This window comes from Priestia sp. GS2, assembly GCF_036409025.1.
Taxonomy (GTDB): Bacteria; Bacillota; Bacilli; order Bacillales; family Bacillaceae_H; genus Priestia; species Priestia aryabhattai_A.
Map to the genome: position 1 here is coordinate 950,528 of NZ_JAZGJX010000001.1, position 16,155 is coordinate 966,682.

21 protein-coding genes and 1 riboswitch are annotated in these 16,155 nt (G+C 36.1%); of the genes, 16 read left to right on the top strand and 5 right to left on the bottom strand.

Features of this window, described 5'->3' with window-relative positions:
* Positions 1 to 92: 92 nt before the first annotated feature.
* Both dat and V2145_RS04870 read right to left on the bottom strand, forming a co-directional pair.
* A complete protein-coding gene (gene dat / locus V2145_RS04865; protein ID WP_131888108.1) occupies positions 93 to 941 on the bottom strand; it encodes a D-amino-acid transaminase in 849 nt (282 codons plus the stop codon).
* Positions 942 to 1,065: 124 nt separating this feature from the next.
* Positions 1,066 to 2,103, bottom strand: coding sequence for an acyltransferase family protein (locus V2145_RS04870; protein ID WP_094911999.1), 1,038 nt, complete (start codon positions 2,101 to 2,103; stop codon positions 1,066 to 1,068).
* Between the two features lie 381 nt (positions 2,104 to 2,484).
* On the opposite strand from V2145_RS04870, the gene V2145_RS04875 reads away from it, so the two are divergent.
* The 3 genes from V2145_RS04875 to V2145_RS04885 all read left to right on the top strand — a co-directional run bounded on the left by V2145_RS04875 (position 2,485) and on the right by V2145_RS04885 (position 3,954).
* Positions 2,485 to 2,700: a YozE family protein gene (locus V2145_RS04875; RefSeq protein WP_094912204.1), complete on the top strand. Its 216-nt coding sequence runs from the start codon at positions 2,485 to 2,487 to the stop codon at positions 2,698 to 2,700.
* A gap of 172 nt (positions 2,701 to 2,872) precedes the next feature.
* Positions 2,873 to 3,562 (top strand): hypothetical protein, encoded by a 690-nt coding sequence (locus V2145_RS04880; protein ID WP_094912000.1) that lies wholly within the window; start codon positions 2,873 to 2,875, stop codon positions 3,560 to 3,562.
* A gap of 224 nt (positions 3,563 to 3,786) precedes the next feature.
* Positions 3,787 to 3,954 (top strand): YozD family protein, encoded by a 168-nt coding sequence (locus V2145_RS04885; RefSeq protein WP_094912001.1) that lies wholly within the window; start codon positions 3,787 to 3,789, stop codon positions 3,952 to 3,954.
* Positions 3,955 to 4,014: 60 nt separating this feature from the next.
* Here V2145_RS04885 and V2145_RS04890 read toward each other — a convergent pair whose 3' ends face one another.
* Complete coding sequence (locus V2145_RS04890; RefSeq protein ID WP_330987372.1) at positions 4,015 to 5,043, bottom strand: DUF2515 family protein; 1,029 nt, start codon at positions 5,041 to 5,043, stop codon at positions 4,015 to 4,017.
* 112 nt (positions 5,044 to 5,155) lie between these two features.
* Here V2145_RS04890 and V2145_RS04895 point away from each other — a divergent pair, with 112 nt between their 5' ends.
* The 6 genes from V2145_RS04895 (at position 5,156) to V2145_RS04920 (ending at position 8,513) form a co-directional block, all read left to right on the top strand.
* On the top strand, positions 5,156 to 5,362 hold the full coding sequence (locus V2145_RS04895; protein WP_094912003.1) for a hypothetical protein: 207 nt from the start codon (positions 5,156 to 5,158) through the stop codon (positions 5,360 to 5,362).
* 8 nt (positions 5,363 to 5,370) lie between these two features.
* Positions 5,371 to 6,189 carry a serine/threonine protein kinase gene (locus tag V2145_RS04900; protein WP_094912004.1) on the top strand — a complete coding sequence of 273 codons (819 nt, stop codon included), beginning with the start codon at positions 5,371 to 5,373 and terminating at the stop codon, positions 6,187 to 6,189.
* 30 nt (positions 6,190 to 6,219) lie between these two features.
* Positions 6,220 to 6,993: a sporulation protein gene (locus V2145_RS04905; RefSeq protein WP_094912005.1), complete on the top strand. Its 774-nt coding sequence runs from the start codon at positions 6,220 to 6,222 to the stop codon at positions 6,991 to 6,993.
* A gap of 60 nt (positions 6,994 to 7,053) precedes the next feature.
* On the top strand, positions 7,054 to 7,191 hold the full coding sequence (locus V2145_RS04910) for a hypothetical protein (RefSeq protein WP_179289258.1): 138 nt from the start codon (positions 7,054 to 7,056) through the stop codon (positions 7,189 to 7,191).
* A 75-nt stretch (positions 7,192 to 7,266) separates the two neighbouring features.
* Positions 7,267 to 7,914, top strand: a complete 648-nt coding sequence (locus tag V2145_RS04915; RefSeq protein ID WP_311857143.1) for a phosphatase PAP2 family protein — start codon at positions 7,267 to 7,269, stop codon at positions 7,912 to 7,914.
* Between the two features lie 278 nt (positions 7,915 to 8,192).
* A complete protein-coding gene (locus V2145_RS04920; protein ID WP_094912007.1) occupies positions 8,193 to 8,513 on the top strand; it encodes a hypothetical protein in 321 nt (106 codons plus the stop codon).
* 40 nt (positions 8,514 to 8,553) lie between these two features.
* Here V2145_RS04920 and V2145_RS04925 read toward each other — a convergent pair whose 3' ends face one another.
* Positions 8,554 to 8,706 carry a hypothetical protein gene (locus tag V2145_RS04925; RefSeq protein ID WP_165932585.1) on the bottom strand — a complete coding sequence of 51 codons (153 nt, stop codon included), beginning with the start codon at positions 8,704 to 8,706 and terminating at the stop codon, positions 8,554 to 8,556.
* Between the two features lie 198 nt (positions 8,707 to 8,904).
* Here V2145_RS04925 and deoD point away from each other — a divergent pair, with 198 nt between their 5' ends.
* The 3 genes from deoD to V2145_RS04940 all read left to right on the top strand — a co-directional run bounded on the left by deoD (position 8,905) and on the right by V2145_RS04940 (position 11,686).
* Positions 8,905 to 9,609 (top strand): purine-nucleoside phosphorylase, encoded by a 705-nt coding sequence (gene deoD / locus V2145_RS04930; protein WP_094912008.1) that lies wholly within the window; start codon positions 8,905 to 8,907, stop codon positions 9,607 to 9,609.
* Between the two features lie 49 nt (positions 9,610 to 9,658).
* A riboswitch (yybP-ykoY riboswitch) is annotated at positions 9,659 to 9,819 on the top strand.
* A 57-nt stretch (positions 9,820 to 9,876) separates the two neighbouring features.
* Complete coding sequence (locus V2145_RS04935; RefSeq protein WP_179289259.1) at positions 9,877 to 10,050, top strand: hypothetical protein; 174 nt, start codon at positions 9,877 to 9,879, stop codon at positions 10,048 to 10,050.
* A 187-nt stretch (positions 10,051 to 10,237) separates the two neighbouring features.
* Positions 10,238 to 11,686 carry a SulP family inorganic anion transporter gene (locus V2145_RS04940; protein WP_330987373.1) on the top strand — a complete coding sequence of 483 codons (1,449 nt, stop codon included), beginning with the start codon at positions 10,238 to 10,240 and terminating at the stop codon, positions 11,684 to 11,686.
* A 253-nt stretch (positions 11,687 to 11,939) separates the two neighbouring features.
* Here the strand turns inward: V2145_RS04940 and V2145_RS04945 are convergent, their stop codons facing one another.
* On the bottom strand, positions 11,940 to 13,106 hold the full coding sequence (locus tag V2145_RS04945; protein WP_094912010.1) for an FtsW/RodA/SpoVE family cell cycle protein: 1,167 nt from the start codon (positions 13,104 to 13,106) through the stop codon (positions 11,940 to 11,942).
* A gap of 342 nt (positions 13,107 to 13,448) precedes the next feature.
* Here V2145_RS04945 and V2145_RS04950 point away from each other — a divergent pair, with 342 nt between their 5' ends.
* The 4 genes from V2145_RS04950 (at position 13,449) to V2145_RS04965 (ending at position 16,133) form a co-directional block, all read left to right on the top strand.
* Positions 13,449 to 13,994 carry a hypothetical protein gene (locus V2145_RS04950; RefSeq protein ID WP_094912011.1) on the top strand — a complete coding sequence of 182 codons (546 nt, stop codon included), beginning with the start codon at positions 13,449 to 13,451 and terminating at the stop codon, positions 13,992 to 13,994.
* 72 nt (positions 13,995 to 14,066) lie between these two features.
* The gene (locus V2145_RS04955; RefSeq protein WP_094912012.1) at positions 14,067 to 14,495 is read left to right on the top strand and encodes a transporter; all 429 of its coding nucleotides are present in this window, start codon (positions 14,067 to 14,069) and stop codon (positions 14,493 to 14,495) included.
* Positions 14,496 to 14,725: 230 nt separating this feature from the next.
* Positions 14,726 to 15,352 carry an FMN-dependent NADH-azoreductase gene (locus V2145_RS04960; RefSeq protein ID WP_094912013.1) on the top strand — a complete coding sequence of 209 codons (627 nt, stop codon included), beginning with the start codon at positions 14,726 to 14,728 and terminating at the stop codon, positions 15,350 to 15,352.
* Positions 15,353 to 15,635: 283 nt separating this feature from the next.
* Positions 15,636 to 16,133, top strand: a complete 498-nt coding sequence (locus V2145_RS04965) for a PTS sugar transporter subunit IIA (RefSeq protein ID WP_094912014.1) — start codon at positions 15,636 to 15,638, stop codon at positions 16,131 to 16,133.
* The last annotated feature ends 22 nt before the right edge of the window (positions 16,134 to 16,155 follow it).

Genomic DNA, 16,155 nt, shown 5'->3' on the forward strand with positions numbered 1-16,155 from the left:
ACTACATACCCAGTTTTCAACTTAAAGGTGTTTTTTATTTGTCTCACTTTACGGGGTCAGTCCCGAAAAAATAAGGGCTTTTTGTTCTTATATTAACTTTGTACGTGTACTTGCTGCTCTCGAAATGTTTGGTATGCATTAGTTAATTTATCAATAATAGGACGTGTTGTTGACAAGTCTTGCTCATCGATGCGTGCAATTGGTAAGATACCAATGGATGTGCTCGTGACAAAGGCTTCATCAGCTTGCTTAATAAAATCAATTGTCATATGCTGTTCTCGCACTTGAATGCCTTCTTGTTTTGCGCAAGAAAGAATATTGGTACGTGTAATACCGCATAAAATTTGCTTAGTGGCTGGAGTGGTATATAGGGTTTGATCTTTTATGACGAACACATTGCTGCTAGAACCTTCTGTTATGTATCCGTCCTTTACAAGAATGGCTTCTTTGCATCCTTTAGAGGCAGCTGCTTGTTTTGCTAGAATATTTGGAAGTAAGTTTAATGATTTAATGTAACAGTTTGCCCAACGCTCATCTTCTAAAAGTAAGGTGGAAATCCCTTTTTCATAAGCCTCATCAGGCATTTGGCGTGGATGTCTAATCGTCATAGATAACTCTGCTTTGGTATCTGGAAATAAATGATTTCGAGGAGAAATTCCACGCGTGACCTGCATGTAAATATCGGCTTCTGCCAATGTGGACTTTTGTAGTCCTTCCTCGATTAATTTTTCTAATTCCACTCTGCTAAATGGAAGCTCAATTAATAACGCTTTTGCGCTTCGCTCAAGACGATCTAAATGCTGAGATAGTGCTAAAGGTGTTCCTTTGTATACGCGAATAAATTCATATACGCCATCGCCAAATTGATGCCCGCGCTCATCAATAGGAATTACTCTCTCGTTGATATCTCGAAATTGTCCATCATAATAACCAAGTTCCATGTGTATACACTCCTTCTTTCTCTTATAGTGAAACGTTACCATAAAATTCAGTAAAATGAAATTAGAAACTATTTGAGCCCCATAAACAAAAATCTCATCCCTTAGTAAGAGATGAGATTTTTGTTTATGGGAACGTTCGTTTAATTGCTAATGAGAATTTTTCTATGGCTTTCTTTGGCGTAATGAACTGAATAAATAGTTTCGTACCAGTAATAACCCAATCAACAATGCGACTACCTAATAAAAGCGTTACTAAAATAGACATAGCTGTTAAAACCATTATGCTCCAAAAGCTAGCATCTAAGCTTTTAGCAAATTCAGTAGTGAAAAACCACTTTAAAACAAATCCATGTAAAAGGTAGACATAAAGCGAACGCTGTCCGATGCTTGTTAAAGCAAAAGAACGTGTTGGGATTAAGGCCATAAATGCAAAAGATACAATAAACGCAATGGCATAGTGAGACAAACGCATTAGAAATTCGCTTACGCTATTGTATGTGTTTGTGCCATAAAGCATGTCCGTATAAACGGTGTCATTTAAAAAGTAATAACTTGCTGCCAGTGTTACAACTAGAATAGTTGAAGCAATCACCCGATTTTTGGCTGTTAAAAGATTTTTAAATGGTTCTTCTCTCTGTGATAGATAATAACCCATCAAAAAGAAAGGGAAGAATACAAACATACGACTGATACTTAGGATTTTTTCAAATCCATCAATGTTGACAAAACCAATTCCAACACCTAGTAAAATAGAAGCGGTCATGCTAATCCACATTGGAAACTTTGCGAAAAATGGCAGCATTAATTTCCAAAAGATTAAGCTAAGCAAGAACCACATTGCCCAACGTGGTACTAAATACTGTAACGTGTACGTTTCGTTCGTATAAAGCGCACTATAGTAAAAGGTGTAGATGGTTTGAAATGCTAAGTAAGGAATAGCAACTTTGGTAAAGATTTTTTTATAATATCCTTTTTTATGAAAATTTTTAGAGAAATAACCAGCTAGTAAGATAAATACTGGCATATGGAAAATAAAGATAAAGTGATAAATGGACAACATGCCCTCGCTATCTGTACGATAAGGTGAAATCATATGTCCAAATACAACTAAAAAAATTAATACAAATTTAGCGTTATCAAAATAAGCATTTCGTGTACTCATATTATTCATCTTTCCTTATTCTTTGCTGATTTAAACGTGTATCAGCAATTTTTTATTGTGCTTTCAGTAGCAAATTAAATCATGAAAATGAAAAATTTGCAATTTATATTTTCACTATAAAACCTGTCGAAACAGCATTTTTGTTACAGTTGTGCATCGTTTTTGTCACATTCAATTAAAGTTAAAAACCAAATGCTTGATATGACAACTTGTTTTCTTTACTATACAATGCAACTAGAACACAAATCTGTAATCATAATGTAATGTTTTTTGTGTGTCCAAGTCAGGATTCGACGTCATTCACAAGAGACTATTTACATGGTAGTCTTATACCAAATAAAACTTGAGCAAATGCTGCATAAAATACAGGGGGAACAGCGTATGAAGTCATTTTATCACTACATGATGAAATTCAGGTTAAATCCAAAAAATGATGTAATAGGACAGCTAGCACGCTTTGTGTATGAAGACCATAGCTTTCCTAAAATGGCAGATGATTATAATGAGATCAGCTCTTATCTCGAATTAAATGGTGATTACACGATGAGCATGTCTGTTTTTGATGAGGCATGGGAGCTATATGAAATGAATCAGTAAGGTGTCAAAAAACAAAGGACCTCTATACTCAGCGTATAGAGGTCCTTTGTTTTTTGTGAAAATCAGCGCATTTCAGGCTTGATTGAGGTGATGTTACACTTCCCCTTTTACTATTTTTGCATATACTATTGTAACTTTTCAGTAGGTGTTAGTTTAACAGGGAGGTGCGACGATGGCAGGCAAGAAAAAGCCTAAATACCGCATTGGGGATACAATCGTTGTAACGATATATGGGACCGTTGGCACCATTACAGATATAAAAGTGATGGATGGACTCTTTGTATATGAGATTAACCATAGTGAAGGTCTGTTTTTAGAAGATACAATTGAGTTACTAGAAGATTATGATGGACAGATCTTAGTACAAGAACGCGTTGAGTTAGAATATAAGTATTTCTTTGGTGACATTGTTCAAGTGTTTAATTATGGAAAAGAATTGTTTAAAATCATTGGCATTCGTACAGAAATATGGCGATATAAAGAAGATGCATGGGAAGATATTGTATATGAATTATCCCGTGTTACTGACGGAGAATGGCTTGAAGCAAGTGAAGAAGAGCTTATTCTCGTGACTCCTCATGAGGAAACAGAAAACTATGTACAAAATATCGATATGTTGTATTTAGGAAAAGAAATTAAAAAGACGGAGTTGCTACCGACGATGAAAAAACAAAATGGACATGGAAAAGAAGAGATGAAATTAACAAAAGAAAAGCACGAAATCATAAATGGTTTGTTAGATGTTTATAACGATTACAGGACTTTACACGAGATGTTTCAAGATGATGAGTATGTAGAAGTAATGAACTTAGTACTGAAACATTTACACAAGATCTCCAAATCAGAGCAAGATAAAGCGTAATGCCATGTCAGTTGTTATAAGCGTATGTTAGAAAGTGTAAGCTATACATAGAAAGAGACGTATAGCATTAAAAATTTTAGACATACTCTTGTACTTTTGCTCATAAAAGTATATAAAGTAAAGTTTGAACTAGTAAGATTAGATATTTGCTAGTCCTTTGCTTTGCTATTTTGCGAGCTCATGAAGCTACGCTTGCCCGCTGAGACGGGGTGAGGAGTGATATTGTGAAAGAAATCGAAGTAGTTATTGATACAGAGGAAATCGCTGAGTTCTTTTACAATGAACTAATAAAGCGGGGGTACGCTCCAGCTGAGGAAGAGCTAGGAGAGTTGGCTGATATTACATTTGATTATTTGATTGATAAATGTATTATCGATGAGCAAGATGAATAAAGAGAGATAATAGTAATTTAATAGCCGTACTTTATGTAACGACGAGGCCACTCGTCGTTTTTATATTATAGAGGGGATATTTAGTGTTGTTAAGTAGTGATAGGGTGATGTCCCTACAAACCAATCAGATTGATCTGAAAACGTGTGAACGCGGTTTCCCCAACACATATCTAGGGGAACAGTGGATGAAGGAGCCTTAAAATGATTAAATTTTGGGTGTAGGCTTGATGAATAGTCGTGTCTCGCTCCTGTATGTTCTACGCTATCCGCAAATGAATAAGTACCTGAATATAAATGATTATGAAAAAACAGAAGTGCATAAAGTAGCTTTCCAGCAATAATTCGGTTTTTAAGGGAAGAAAATTGTGAAATGTTCACTCCAATTAAAGCTAATTCTTTATCACATTCATAGGGAATTAATACTTGGGTCATACCAAGTAAGCTTTGTGCATAAAACTGCCATGTGTCCAGTACGTCTTCTTTTGTTTTTTTATCGTGAATGAGCTTATTTTCAATATAGTGTTGCTCATTCACAATTAAAGCCATGGATAGCAAATGTTCTTTTTCAGTAGGGTCGTTGATAAACTCAGTCCAAATGGGGTGCATAAATGCGGATACCCCTAAGGGTGAAAGCAAGTGAGACAGGTTTTGCTCATTTTTTTGACTTTCTTCATATAACAACAGTTGAGCAAAAGCATCTTGAAAGATTGTAGCATTTGCACGCTCTAAAAATAGAAAAAAAGCGTGCTGTTGGACAGGAGAAAGAAGCTTTTTGGCGAAAGTAGTTTGCAAGTCGGTCATATAGTAGCCGCCATTTCTAGAAACGAGGTGAGCTAAAAACGCCCATTTTATTTCCGGATAACTCTTATAAAATTTAAGATAAGCATGAGTTCGCGTAATGTTGTTTTTATTGTGTAAGCCAACTTTTGTTTTAATTCTTTGAACAATCTTAGACTCTTTTTCATTTAATTCAATACTGTTAGAAAAGGAAGATAGAATAGCTAAAGAGCGCTGGCTTAAGTGTGCCAAGTTGTTCGTTGTTTCAATTGTCATGGTCTTGTTAACCTTGAATGGAAGTGAATAAATCATAAAAGTTCTCCTTTTCGTTTTAAAGCAACTAAACCGGGAATAAAGTTTTTGAAACCTTTATATTATTAGTACGTAGAAAGTGTAATAAGTGTTAAGAAAAGAGGGAATTATTATGATAAAAAAACTATTGAATTCAATATTAGGTTCGAAAAAACACCATCGCTATAGCAGCAGTGATTATCATCGTCGTCCTCGACATTATAGTAGCAGCGACTACAAAAAAGGACGTCACTATGACAGTCGAAGTCACTCAAAGTATGGACATCATCATTATAAGCGTAAGAAAAAAAGCTTTTTCTCCAGCTTTTCTTCTAGCTGATTGAACAAATGAAACACTTTTTAAAATCGATTCAACGATTTCTAATAGATCGCCCTTTAAGACCAGGAACACTAATTAAGAATCGTTATAAAATTGACCGTGTTTTAGGAATGGGAAGCTACGGTATTACATACCTAGCTAAAGATCAAAAATTTGAAACACAAGTAGTAGTGAAGCAGCTACGTAAAACAAAACAAAAGCTTGAGCAAGGCAGGCGCGCTTTTGAGTATGAAAAAAAGATATTAGCAAGAATAGATCATCCACAAGTTCCTCGGCTACTGGACGTAGAGGAAAGTAGCGCTGGATTTTTTATTATAATGGACTATATTAACGGGAAGACGTTTGAAGATTTAATATTTGAACATCATCATAAATACAAAGAAAAAGATGTAGTTCAAATATTGCTACAAGTCATAGAAGTGATTCAATTTCTTCATCATGAAGGAATTGTTCACCGTGACTTGCGAATTCCAAACATTCTTAAGGTTGGTGATGTTATTTACATCATCGATTTTGGTTTAGCACGTTTTATTGGAGATGATGAACGAGTAGAAGGTTTAGTAACAGAACAGCAGTATATGAGAAGAACAACTGTTCAAAGTGATGTATACGCTTTAGGGCACTTCGCACTGTTTTTGCTGTACTCAGACTATAAGCCCACTTCAAGAAAAGAGAAGAGTTGGGAAGAAGAGCTTCTGTTATCATCAGAGCTCACAGCAATCATTCGCAAAATGTTACAAACCGATGACTTTTATAAAGATATAATGCAACTCAAAGGGGATTTGCAGTTTCTTGTTGATAAAAATATGAAGTCTTTAAACTGGTAATATAGCGTAAAAATGGGGAGGATGGAATGAATGGCTTTATTTAATAAGATATTAGCTCGAATTGGTATTGGTGCTGCTAGAGTAGATGCAAAGCTAGTAAACGATGAATTTCGTGCAGGTGAAACAATTGAAGGAATTGTAGAAGTATATGGAGGAAATGTTGAGCAGAGGATTGATCGAATTTATTTACGTCTTTTTACATCATACGTAAAAGAAGTAGATGATAAAAAGGTCAAGCAGGATATACAGCTTAATGTATTCAAGGTTAATGAGCCATTTACTATTCAGCCAGCTGAAAAAAAAGAAATTCCTTTTACTTTCCAACTACCTGATGATACACCTGTTACGCTTGGGAAAACACGAGTATGGGTAGCAACAGGTTTAGATATTAAAGATGCAGTAGACCCATCAGATATTGATTATGTGAAAGTTCTTCCCAATTTGATGGTCACAAGCGTTATGAAATCAATGGAAGACCTTGGATTTCGACTTCGACAAGTGGAGTGCGAAGAAGCACCAAGAAGAATGCGAAAGAGACTTCCTTTTGTACAAGAATTTGAATTTGTTCCAGCCAACGGCCCTTATTATGGAAAGTTAGACGAAGTAGAGGTAATTGTCCAATCAGTAGGAAACAGCCAATATGAGCTATTGCTAGAAATTGACCGTAAAGCTCGAGGATTTGGCGGCTTTTTATTTGAGGTATTGGACGCTGATGAATCTCTTGTACGGATTACAGTATCTGAAAGTGAGATTCCTCAGCTATCTGCGACTCTAGAGCGAGTTATTTCAAGATATAGCGTATAAGTTAGGATAGTCTGTCTTTCTTCTTCACATATTAAACGTGTGAGGAAGGGAGGGAAAACCATGTCTCATAAAACAAGTAATCAAACACATCAAAAAGGAATGAAAAAGTCGTCACGTCAACAGCCGGAATTCTCGAATGAATTTGTTATGAATCAAGCACCAAAGCCTGAACACTATAAGCAGCCTAAAAAAGACTAACGACTACATAAGGAGCATGTATTTGCATGCTTCTTATTCATTCTTTCCTTATCGTTTAATGGAGGAGAGCACAACATGTTAACGCCAAGACAATATATTGTTACAGTCTGCATTGCACTTGCTTTATTTTTAATTCTAATGCTGACGTATAAAACACCTGTTGTAAAAGAGCTGGATTATAATGTATTACATACCATCTTTGAGTGGAGGACAAGCTGGCTAACGTCATTTTTTATTTTTATTACAACGTTAGGATCATGGCATATTACTGCGCCGACCTGGCTTGTTCTGGTCATGCTGTTAATGTATAAGCGTCAAGGAGTGGCAGCCTTATTTATTACCCTTGTTTTTTGGGGGATTAGAGGGTTAAATTGGCTGTTAAAAGAAATATTTGAACGTCCCCGACCAGAGTGGAGTCAGCTAGTTGATGCATCACACTATAGCTTTCCAAGCGGTCATGCTATGAATTCCAGTGCTTTTTTCGTTGGCCTTCTATGCCTTGTGGTCATATATACAAGAACGCAAAGTGTGAGAATAATCGCTTCTTTATGCCTTATCCTTCTAATCCTTTTAGTTGGGTTCAGCCGCATGTATTTAGGGGTTCATTATTTAACAGATATTTTGGCTGGCTATGCTTTGGGCATCTCTTGGGCACTTAGTATGTATCAGCTATATAATAAACTTATGTATTCATCTTTAAAACGGTACCAGTTCCCCACATAATACCATTACAGGTTTTTAACAAATATTTCATTTTATTAATTTAGGGCCCAACCTTTATCTACTAACTTTATTGAGATGATACACTAGTAAAAGCATGGCGTCCGCCATGCTTTTTTGGAGAACTTTATGCTGAGGTCGTTTAATTATAAAAGAAAGTACAAATAAAAACATGTATTTGAAATGAAGGATTTTAATCTATCTATCGCTAATATAAATGACATGGTATTAATTTATACATAGGGTACAGGATAGAATATTGAGGTTTGGAGGGAAGACATGTGAATGTGTGGACAAATTTAAAAAAGCAGTTAAATATCATTACAGAATACGACGTTACAATTATGCAGACAGAAGAAAAAGGAGAAAAAAGAGGATATAAACCAGTTCATCGTTTGACGGTCAAAGCTCTGGACCATCAAGATGCAGCGGTTAAAGTCTTTCAACAGTTCAACATTGCTGACAATCTCCCAAAAGAATGCAATGCCCGCTTTATTAGTACAGGAGATATCTTATTAATTGATGAAGGCACCCGAGGAAAGTATTACTATAAGCTTTGGACGGATGGATGGCAAAGAGTAAATCGACTTCACGTTCGGTAAAGCAAAGCGACCCATAAGGCCGCCTTTTTTGCTGAAAAAATTAATAGTCTCGCGTATGGTGTCCGGGACCATTTTTGCGTTTGTTTGCCGTGTATTCATCCCCATGTGCCTCTTGCTCCGCAATAATAGCTTCTTGAGGAATGTGATTGTTTTTCTTTGGTGAATTAATGCGATTACGATGTTTTTTGCCCATATGATCACCTCATTTATTCAAAAGTAGTGTTCTTCAGTATTTTTCCTCGAAAAGCGTTTTTCATTAAGCCATTTTTTTCAGTACATAGTTCTGCAAAAATGTTGGAATAATGAAAGGCAGAGAAAGAAATTAGTAGTGAATTCGACAAATTATGTTATAGTGAAAAGGTAACATTTTTACACAATAGGAGGTACAAAGATGAGTGTACATATTGGGGCAAAAAAAGGTGAAATTGCAGAAACGATCTTACTCCCTGGAGATCCGCTTCGTGCGAAATACATTGCGGAAACATTTCTAGAAGATGTAACTTGCTATAATGAAGTTCGTGGCATGTTAGGTTTTACAGGAACATATAAAGGAAAACGTGTGTCCGTACAAGGAACAGGAATGGGTGTTCCATCTATTGCTATTTATGTAAATGAGTTAATGAGTGAATATGGTGTTCAAAACTTAATTCGTGTCGGAACTTGTGGAGCAATTCAAAAAGATGTAAAAGTTCGTGACGTTATTTTAGCTATGTCTTCATCAAGTGATTCACAAATGAATCGCGTGAAATTTGGACCTATTGACTATGCGCCAACGGCAAATTTTGATTTATTAAAGCGCGCATATGACGCTGGGGTTGAAAAAGGATTGCATTTAAAAGTGGGGAACGTCTTCACTTCTGATCAATTTTATAATGAAGATGGGCAGTTAGAAAAGCTAGCTGCACACGGAGTACTGGCAGTTGAGATGGAAACAACAGCACTTTATACATTAGCGGCTAAATATGGGCGTAATGCGCTGTCTGTTTTAACAGTAAGTGATCACATCTTTACAGGTGAAGAAACAACAGCTGAAGAGCGTCAAACGACATTTAATGATATGATTATTGTTGCTCTAGAAGCAGCAATCAATGAGTAATAAATAGTTGAATTTCGTTCAGAACTTCCTTATAATATCTTTATAAATAAGATTCCTTAAAGGGGAGTAGCGTCAGGTTCTTTCCTGAAATAAAGTCGACATCTCGTAGAAAAATCTACCGGCTTTATTGGCATATTGAAACAATGTCTAGCAAGACCTTTACCGATTAGTGGTGAAGGTCTTTTATTGTTTAATTTAGAAATAAAAGATGTAACCATAATCGTTTGTTCTTATTTTTATGTTAAAAAGAGGAGAAGCGATGGTTCGTTGAAACAAAAAAAGAAGCTATTTTTAATGGTAGCATTTCTTATGTTAAGTAAATTATTTTTACTTGCAATGTTGACCTTAGAGGTGAAAAACCCGCCTCGATTTCAACATTTATTTGGCTTAATTCCAGTCAGCTATTCATTAAATTATACGGAAGTTCCACCTCGACGTTAATGAGAAGGACTTCACTAAAAAAAGAGCGTGCAGGTTGCGCTCTTTTTTAGTGGGATAGATTGTTCAACATGATGGTGAAAATATATTTTCAATTCAAAGAAGGTATGGTACGATAACCTACGTTCAAACCGGCTTTGGTTTTCGTGAGAGTCGAAAATCAATTTACTATATACTATGAGGTGATTTAGTGAACGTAGCAGCTATTAAGCAACAGTGGGTTTCAAATGTTCGAGGAGATATCCTCTCAGGAATGACTGTTGCTCTTGCATTAATTCCCGAAGCACTTGCATTTTCAATTATTGCAGGAGTAGATCCTATGGTAGGTCTATATGCTTCTTTTTGTATGGCAATTGTCATTGCATTTACCGGAGGGCGACCGGCAATGATTTCTGCAGCAACTGGTGCAATGGCTCTTTTAATGATTGATTTAGTGAAAAATCATGGGGTTGAGTATTTGTTTGCAGCGACAATTCTAACTGGAATTATTCAGCTTGTTTTAGGTATCTTGAAAGTTGGAAGATTTTTATCATTTTTACCACAAACGGTTATGTTTGGTTTTGTTAATGCGTTAGGAATCTTAATTTTCACCGCCCAGCTTCAGCATTTTAAAGGTGCGAACTGGGCTATGTACGCGATGGTAGCAGGAACATTATTAATTGTGTATGTATTCCCTCTTGTAACCAAACTAATTCCAGCACCGTTAGTAGCAATTGTATTTATGACGGCCGTAGCCATTTTTGGTGGAGGGTTTGGTTTGAAAACGGTAGGAGATATGGGCGAGATTACGCGTACACTACCATTTCTTCATTTTCCAGCAGTAGAATTATCATTACAAACATTATTAATTATCTTACCCTATTCACTGCCGTTAGCGATTGTTGGTTTGTTAGAATCATTACTAACTGCCACAGTTTTAGATGATATGACGGATACGGATTCTAATAAAAATAAAGAAGCACGTGGACAAGGACTTGCCAACATTGTGACAGGCCTATTCGGTGGAATGGCAGGGTGTGCTATGATTGGACAATCGGTAATCAACGTAAAGTCCGGTGGGCGCGGAAGACTTTCAACACTTATAGCAGGCGTGTTTTTATTATTTTTAATTATGGTGTTAGGTGATGTTGTAAAGCAGATTCCAATGGCCGCGCTTGTTGGCGTCATGTTTATGGTAGCGGTAGGGACGTTTGATTGGCAGTCTGTTAAAGACATTCATAAGTATCCTATATCGGACTCTGTTGTTATGATTGCAACGGTTGTTGTAGTACTACTTACACATAATTTAGCGTTAGGAGTTATGGTTGGTATTGTCATTAGTACAGTCGTGTTGGGGTGGAAAATGGCGAGATTGACCATAGTAAAAGAAGAAGAGTCTGATCGAATAGTTTATTATGTTAACGGTCCTCTTTTCTTTGCAACAACAACAGTTTTTGTAAATGCATTTCACTACGAAGGTGAGCAAATGACAATCGTAATCGATTTTTCAAACTCTTACGTCTGGGACCAATCTGCGATGTTAGCCGTGGCAAAAGTGGTAGGGAAATATGAAAGTAATAATAAAAAGGTAGTATTACAAGGGATGAACAGCGCTACCCAAAAAGCAATGGGGCGAATTGGCTTAGAATCTTCAATATAGATAGCATAAAGAGGTGATTAATCACCTCTTTATTTTATTGAGAAGGCTTTTCCAAAATGACAAGGTTACCGAGGACGAATCCACTATACAATTATGTTGTTTCTTTTGAAGTAAATCATATGCTTTGCGACGATATTGGTAGTCAAACATTATAATCACCTCGTAAAATTAAAAAATGTAAGCGGTTTTATTTATAAGCTTAGCAGAATCTAAGTAAAATAAAAAGAGCGGAGTCTATACCGCTCTTTTTGTTTTACTCTGTACCAAACATATAACGTTTTTGGTGCCAAGATATTCCAAACATTAATCCAATGGCAAACATACTTCCCATTAAGGAGCTACCTCCGTAAGAAATAAATGGTAGAGGAATACCGGTTATTGGCAAAACTTGGATTGTCATACCAATATTTTGGAAGACGTGGAAGGTAATCATCGTAATGACACCTACGCATAAATAAGAGTTAAATTCATTTTTTGTTTCTAATCCAAGCTTAATTAAGTAATAAATAAGAAGGAAAAATAAGCTGATAACGATACTTCCTCCTATAAAACCGAACTCTTCACCTATTACAGCAAAGATAAAGTCCGTTTGACTTTCTGGAATATAAACAACGCCATTTCCCGGACCTTTTCCGTTAACCATACCCGAACCGATAGCATTCAGTGATTTTACTAAGTGATATGCTTCACCTGTACTGTAAGTCGTCGGGTCTAGCCATGCATAAATTCGACCAAACTGATACTGCTTAACACCTAAGTATTTTTCAAGGAAGTCGGGAGCATAAATTACTAGTGCAAGAATGCCAGCACCGATTGAACCAAGCCCTAAAAAAGCTGGAACAATTAGTTTCCAGGTTACTCCTGATACAAAGACCAGACCTACAAAAATTGCTAATAAAACAAGTGCTGTTCCCAAATCCGGTTGCTGCATCACAAGCAGTAAAGGGAATCCTAGTGTTGCACCCATTTTGGCTAGTAATAAAAGGTCTTCACGTATCGTGCGAATGCGATATTTTTCATTGTGCTTGACAATAATGTTACTTAATACAATAATCAAAAAAACTTTTACAAACTCAGAAGGTTGAAATGAAAAGCCAGGTAGTGTAAACCAACTTTTTGCACCGTTAATTTCTCGAGCAATACTGCTCGGTGCAATAATCAAGAAAATTAGAAGGAAGTTTCCAAAACCATAGAAGACCCAAGAGAGTTTTTGTAATTGATCAGAATCTAGTCGCATTACAAATGCAATAATCACTGTTCCAATTACGTAGAAAGCAACTTGTTTAATAACAAAGTTTGAATCATATTGTCCAATAGTTTGTGCACTATTAATAGCAGTAATACTTACGCAGAAAAAAAGAAAGAGAAGAAAAGCTAAATTCCAGTCAAATCTACTAACATTTCGTTGATTTTCACCCATATTATTCACCTGTCAATATCGAATCTAATTATATTCTTACTGTGGCATACTAGTGCTCAACCACAGGAGATATCTTCACTACGATGAAGATAATATCATACAGCCTCTTATTATACATGAATCATTCTACAATATAAATAGGTCAAACGATAACATTTTGTCTTTTCCACCTTTTTGCTAGATTTTTAAGGTAGATAGGACTAAATCTAGCAACCTTATCATAGAGATTACTATATAAAGAGATAATTTAATTAATTACTAATTACTAGTAAATTTAATAGATAAAAATGAAAATTGAGTGAAAAAGCGTCTTATATAATAGAGAAAAAGGAGGATTAGCTTATGGTTTGGGGCGTGGTTCTTGTAGGCTTATTTATTTGGTGTTCTTGTTACTATACCGTGTGTCACCATGGTTATATATCAACAAAAGCTGGTAATTTAGCTGCCGTATATACAGCAATGAGTACAAGCTTTATAACTGCTTTTACGATGTTTGTATTGGTGGAAGAAACGCTTATGTTCTCAAGTGTTTGCGCTGCTTGTGCTGGTATAGGGGTAGGGTGGTTTATTGCAATTCCTTTCACGGTGAAAACAATTATAGGTAGTGTTGTTAGCGGTACTATTGCTAGTTTCAGTTTTTATACAATCCACGTCTTTTGGTCATATAGCAGTGAATTTTTATGGGCAATCTTTATTCTAATCTCTCTAGTAGGAAGCAGCCAGGCTCTTTTTAAAATTTTAAAAGAAATTCCTATGTTTGAATCAGTTTTTGTTAAGCGTTGTATTCAACACCCTCTTGTGTTAACCCCAATCTTTGTTTTAATCTTTTTTGTATATCAATTTATTGAGCGCTACATGCCGCAATATGACCCTACTCGAAAAACCTAGTTTGTGGATATTCACCTATTCAAAAAGTGAAGCATATAGTAATTTACATGCACATTGGAAAGGAGAATATATATGTATCGATATTATTATGATCCCCGCTTTCAAATTATATTTCCTGGACAGGGAGGGCAAGGTTTTCCACCGAGACCACCAGGACAGGGAGGGAGTTTTTTACCACCACCGCCACCACCACCAGGCCAAGGGGGCGCACCAGGGTTTCCTCCATCTTCTGGCCAGAGTGGTCCACCAACAGGTCCACCGCCAGCTTTTACACCTCAATTAGCTTCTTCAGGAGGGCCATCTCTTTATGCAGTAGATCCTGGGTCAATAGCAGGTTGTCTATATAAGTATACTTATATTTGGGCAAAAGGCGGGCGTTCATATTGGTTTTATCCAACATATGTTGGTCGTAAATCGGTAGCAGGATATCGCTGGACTGGATTTAACTGGATATATGCTGGAATTGACTTAGATCGAGTGAATGAATTTCAGTGTTATTAAAAAGAAGAGCGTTACATTCGTAACGCTCTTCTTTACTATGTAGACAATAAAGAAAATTCTTCTGTTACTCTTTGAATAAGAACAGTAATTACATAAAATAAAAAACTTATTCAAACGGTTGACGATTAGAAAATAGAATCATATAATATATCTTGAATCCGAGATAATTAATCAATCAAAAATCTCGAAATAAAGATAAATCATTTAAAGGTAAACAGGAGATGAGAACTATGGCAAACGTATTGTATGTAAAAGTAAATCCACAAGTTGATGAAGCTGCCTTCTCAACAAGATTGGCTAAAGCATTTTTAGATGAGTATCAAACAGTGAATCCAAGTGATACAGTAACAACAGTCGATCTTTATAAAGAAGGCGTTCCTTTAATTGATTCTGATGTGTTAAGCGCTTGGGGGAAAGCAGGAGCAAATCAAGAACTAACAGCAGATGAAGCAGTAAAAGTTGAGCGTATGGGAGCACTATTAGAGCAGTTCTTACAAGCTGATAAAGTAATTTTTTCAGCACCGATGTGGAATTTAAGCTTCCCACCACTTATGAAAGCATACATTGATAACATTCTAATTGCGGGAAAAACGTTCAAGTACACTGAAAGCGGACCTGTTGGATTAGCTACTGGAAAGAAAGTAGCCCTATTAGAAGCACGCGGTGGTATTTATAGCGAAGGCCCGGCTGCAGAACTTGAATTTACACAGAAATACTTCCGCACTGTTATGAGCTTTATTGGCATTCAAGATGTTGATTTAGTTGTTGCAGAAGGTATGGCTTATACACCAGCAGAAGCAGATCAAATTTTAACTAATGCAATAGAAAAAGCAAAAAACGTGGCGAAGACATTTTAATAAGCAGTGAAAAAAGAGTATGGTAACTATCCTACTCTTTTTTTATTTCAGTAAGTTAAATTAAATTCAATATTATTCCAGTTGAAGAACTTTTTTATTTACAATATATCGTAGGCATGTTTAAATAATGAACATATTTATCTCAATATCCTAATGTAATAAGGGGAGTCTTATATACAGATTTTGGGGACATAGGAAGAAGGTTCTTCTTAATAAAGTTGCGTTTTTCAAAGTTAATAAAGGGGTATGCTACCAATAAAATGATAAAGGAAAGGTGATTGACATGTTTAAAAAACTTTTTGGCGGTAAGACAAAATCTAAAGAAACAGTAGTAACAGCACCAATGACTGGGAAAATTCTTCCATTAGAGCAGGTTCCAGACCCGGTGTTTTCTCAAAAAATGATGGGCGATGGATTTGCTATTGAACCAACGGATGGACAAGTAGTATCTCCAGTGGCAGGAGAAGTAGTTCAATTATTCCACACGAAGCATGCTGTTGGATTAAAAACAGAAGCAGGTACAGAAGTACTTATACATATTGGACTGGAAACAGTAGCAATGGAAGGGGAAGGCTTTGAAGCGCATATTCAAGCAGGCGATAAAGTAGAAGTAGGTACACCTCTTATTACTTTTGATTTACCATTAGTAACAGAAAAAGCGAAAAGCATAATTACGCCTGTTGTCATTACAAATAGCGATGCAGCAGATTCATTTGAAATTGTAGCAAGTGGCGATGTTCAAAAAGGACAAACTCAATGTGCGAAAGTGACAATGAAATAAATTTGTCACCTTCTTCCTGCTG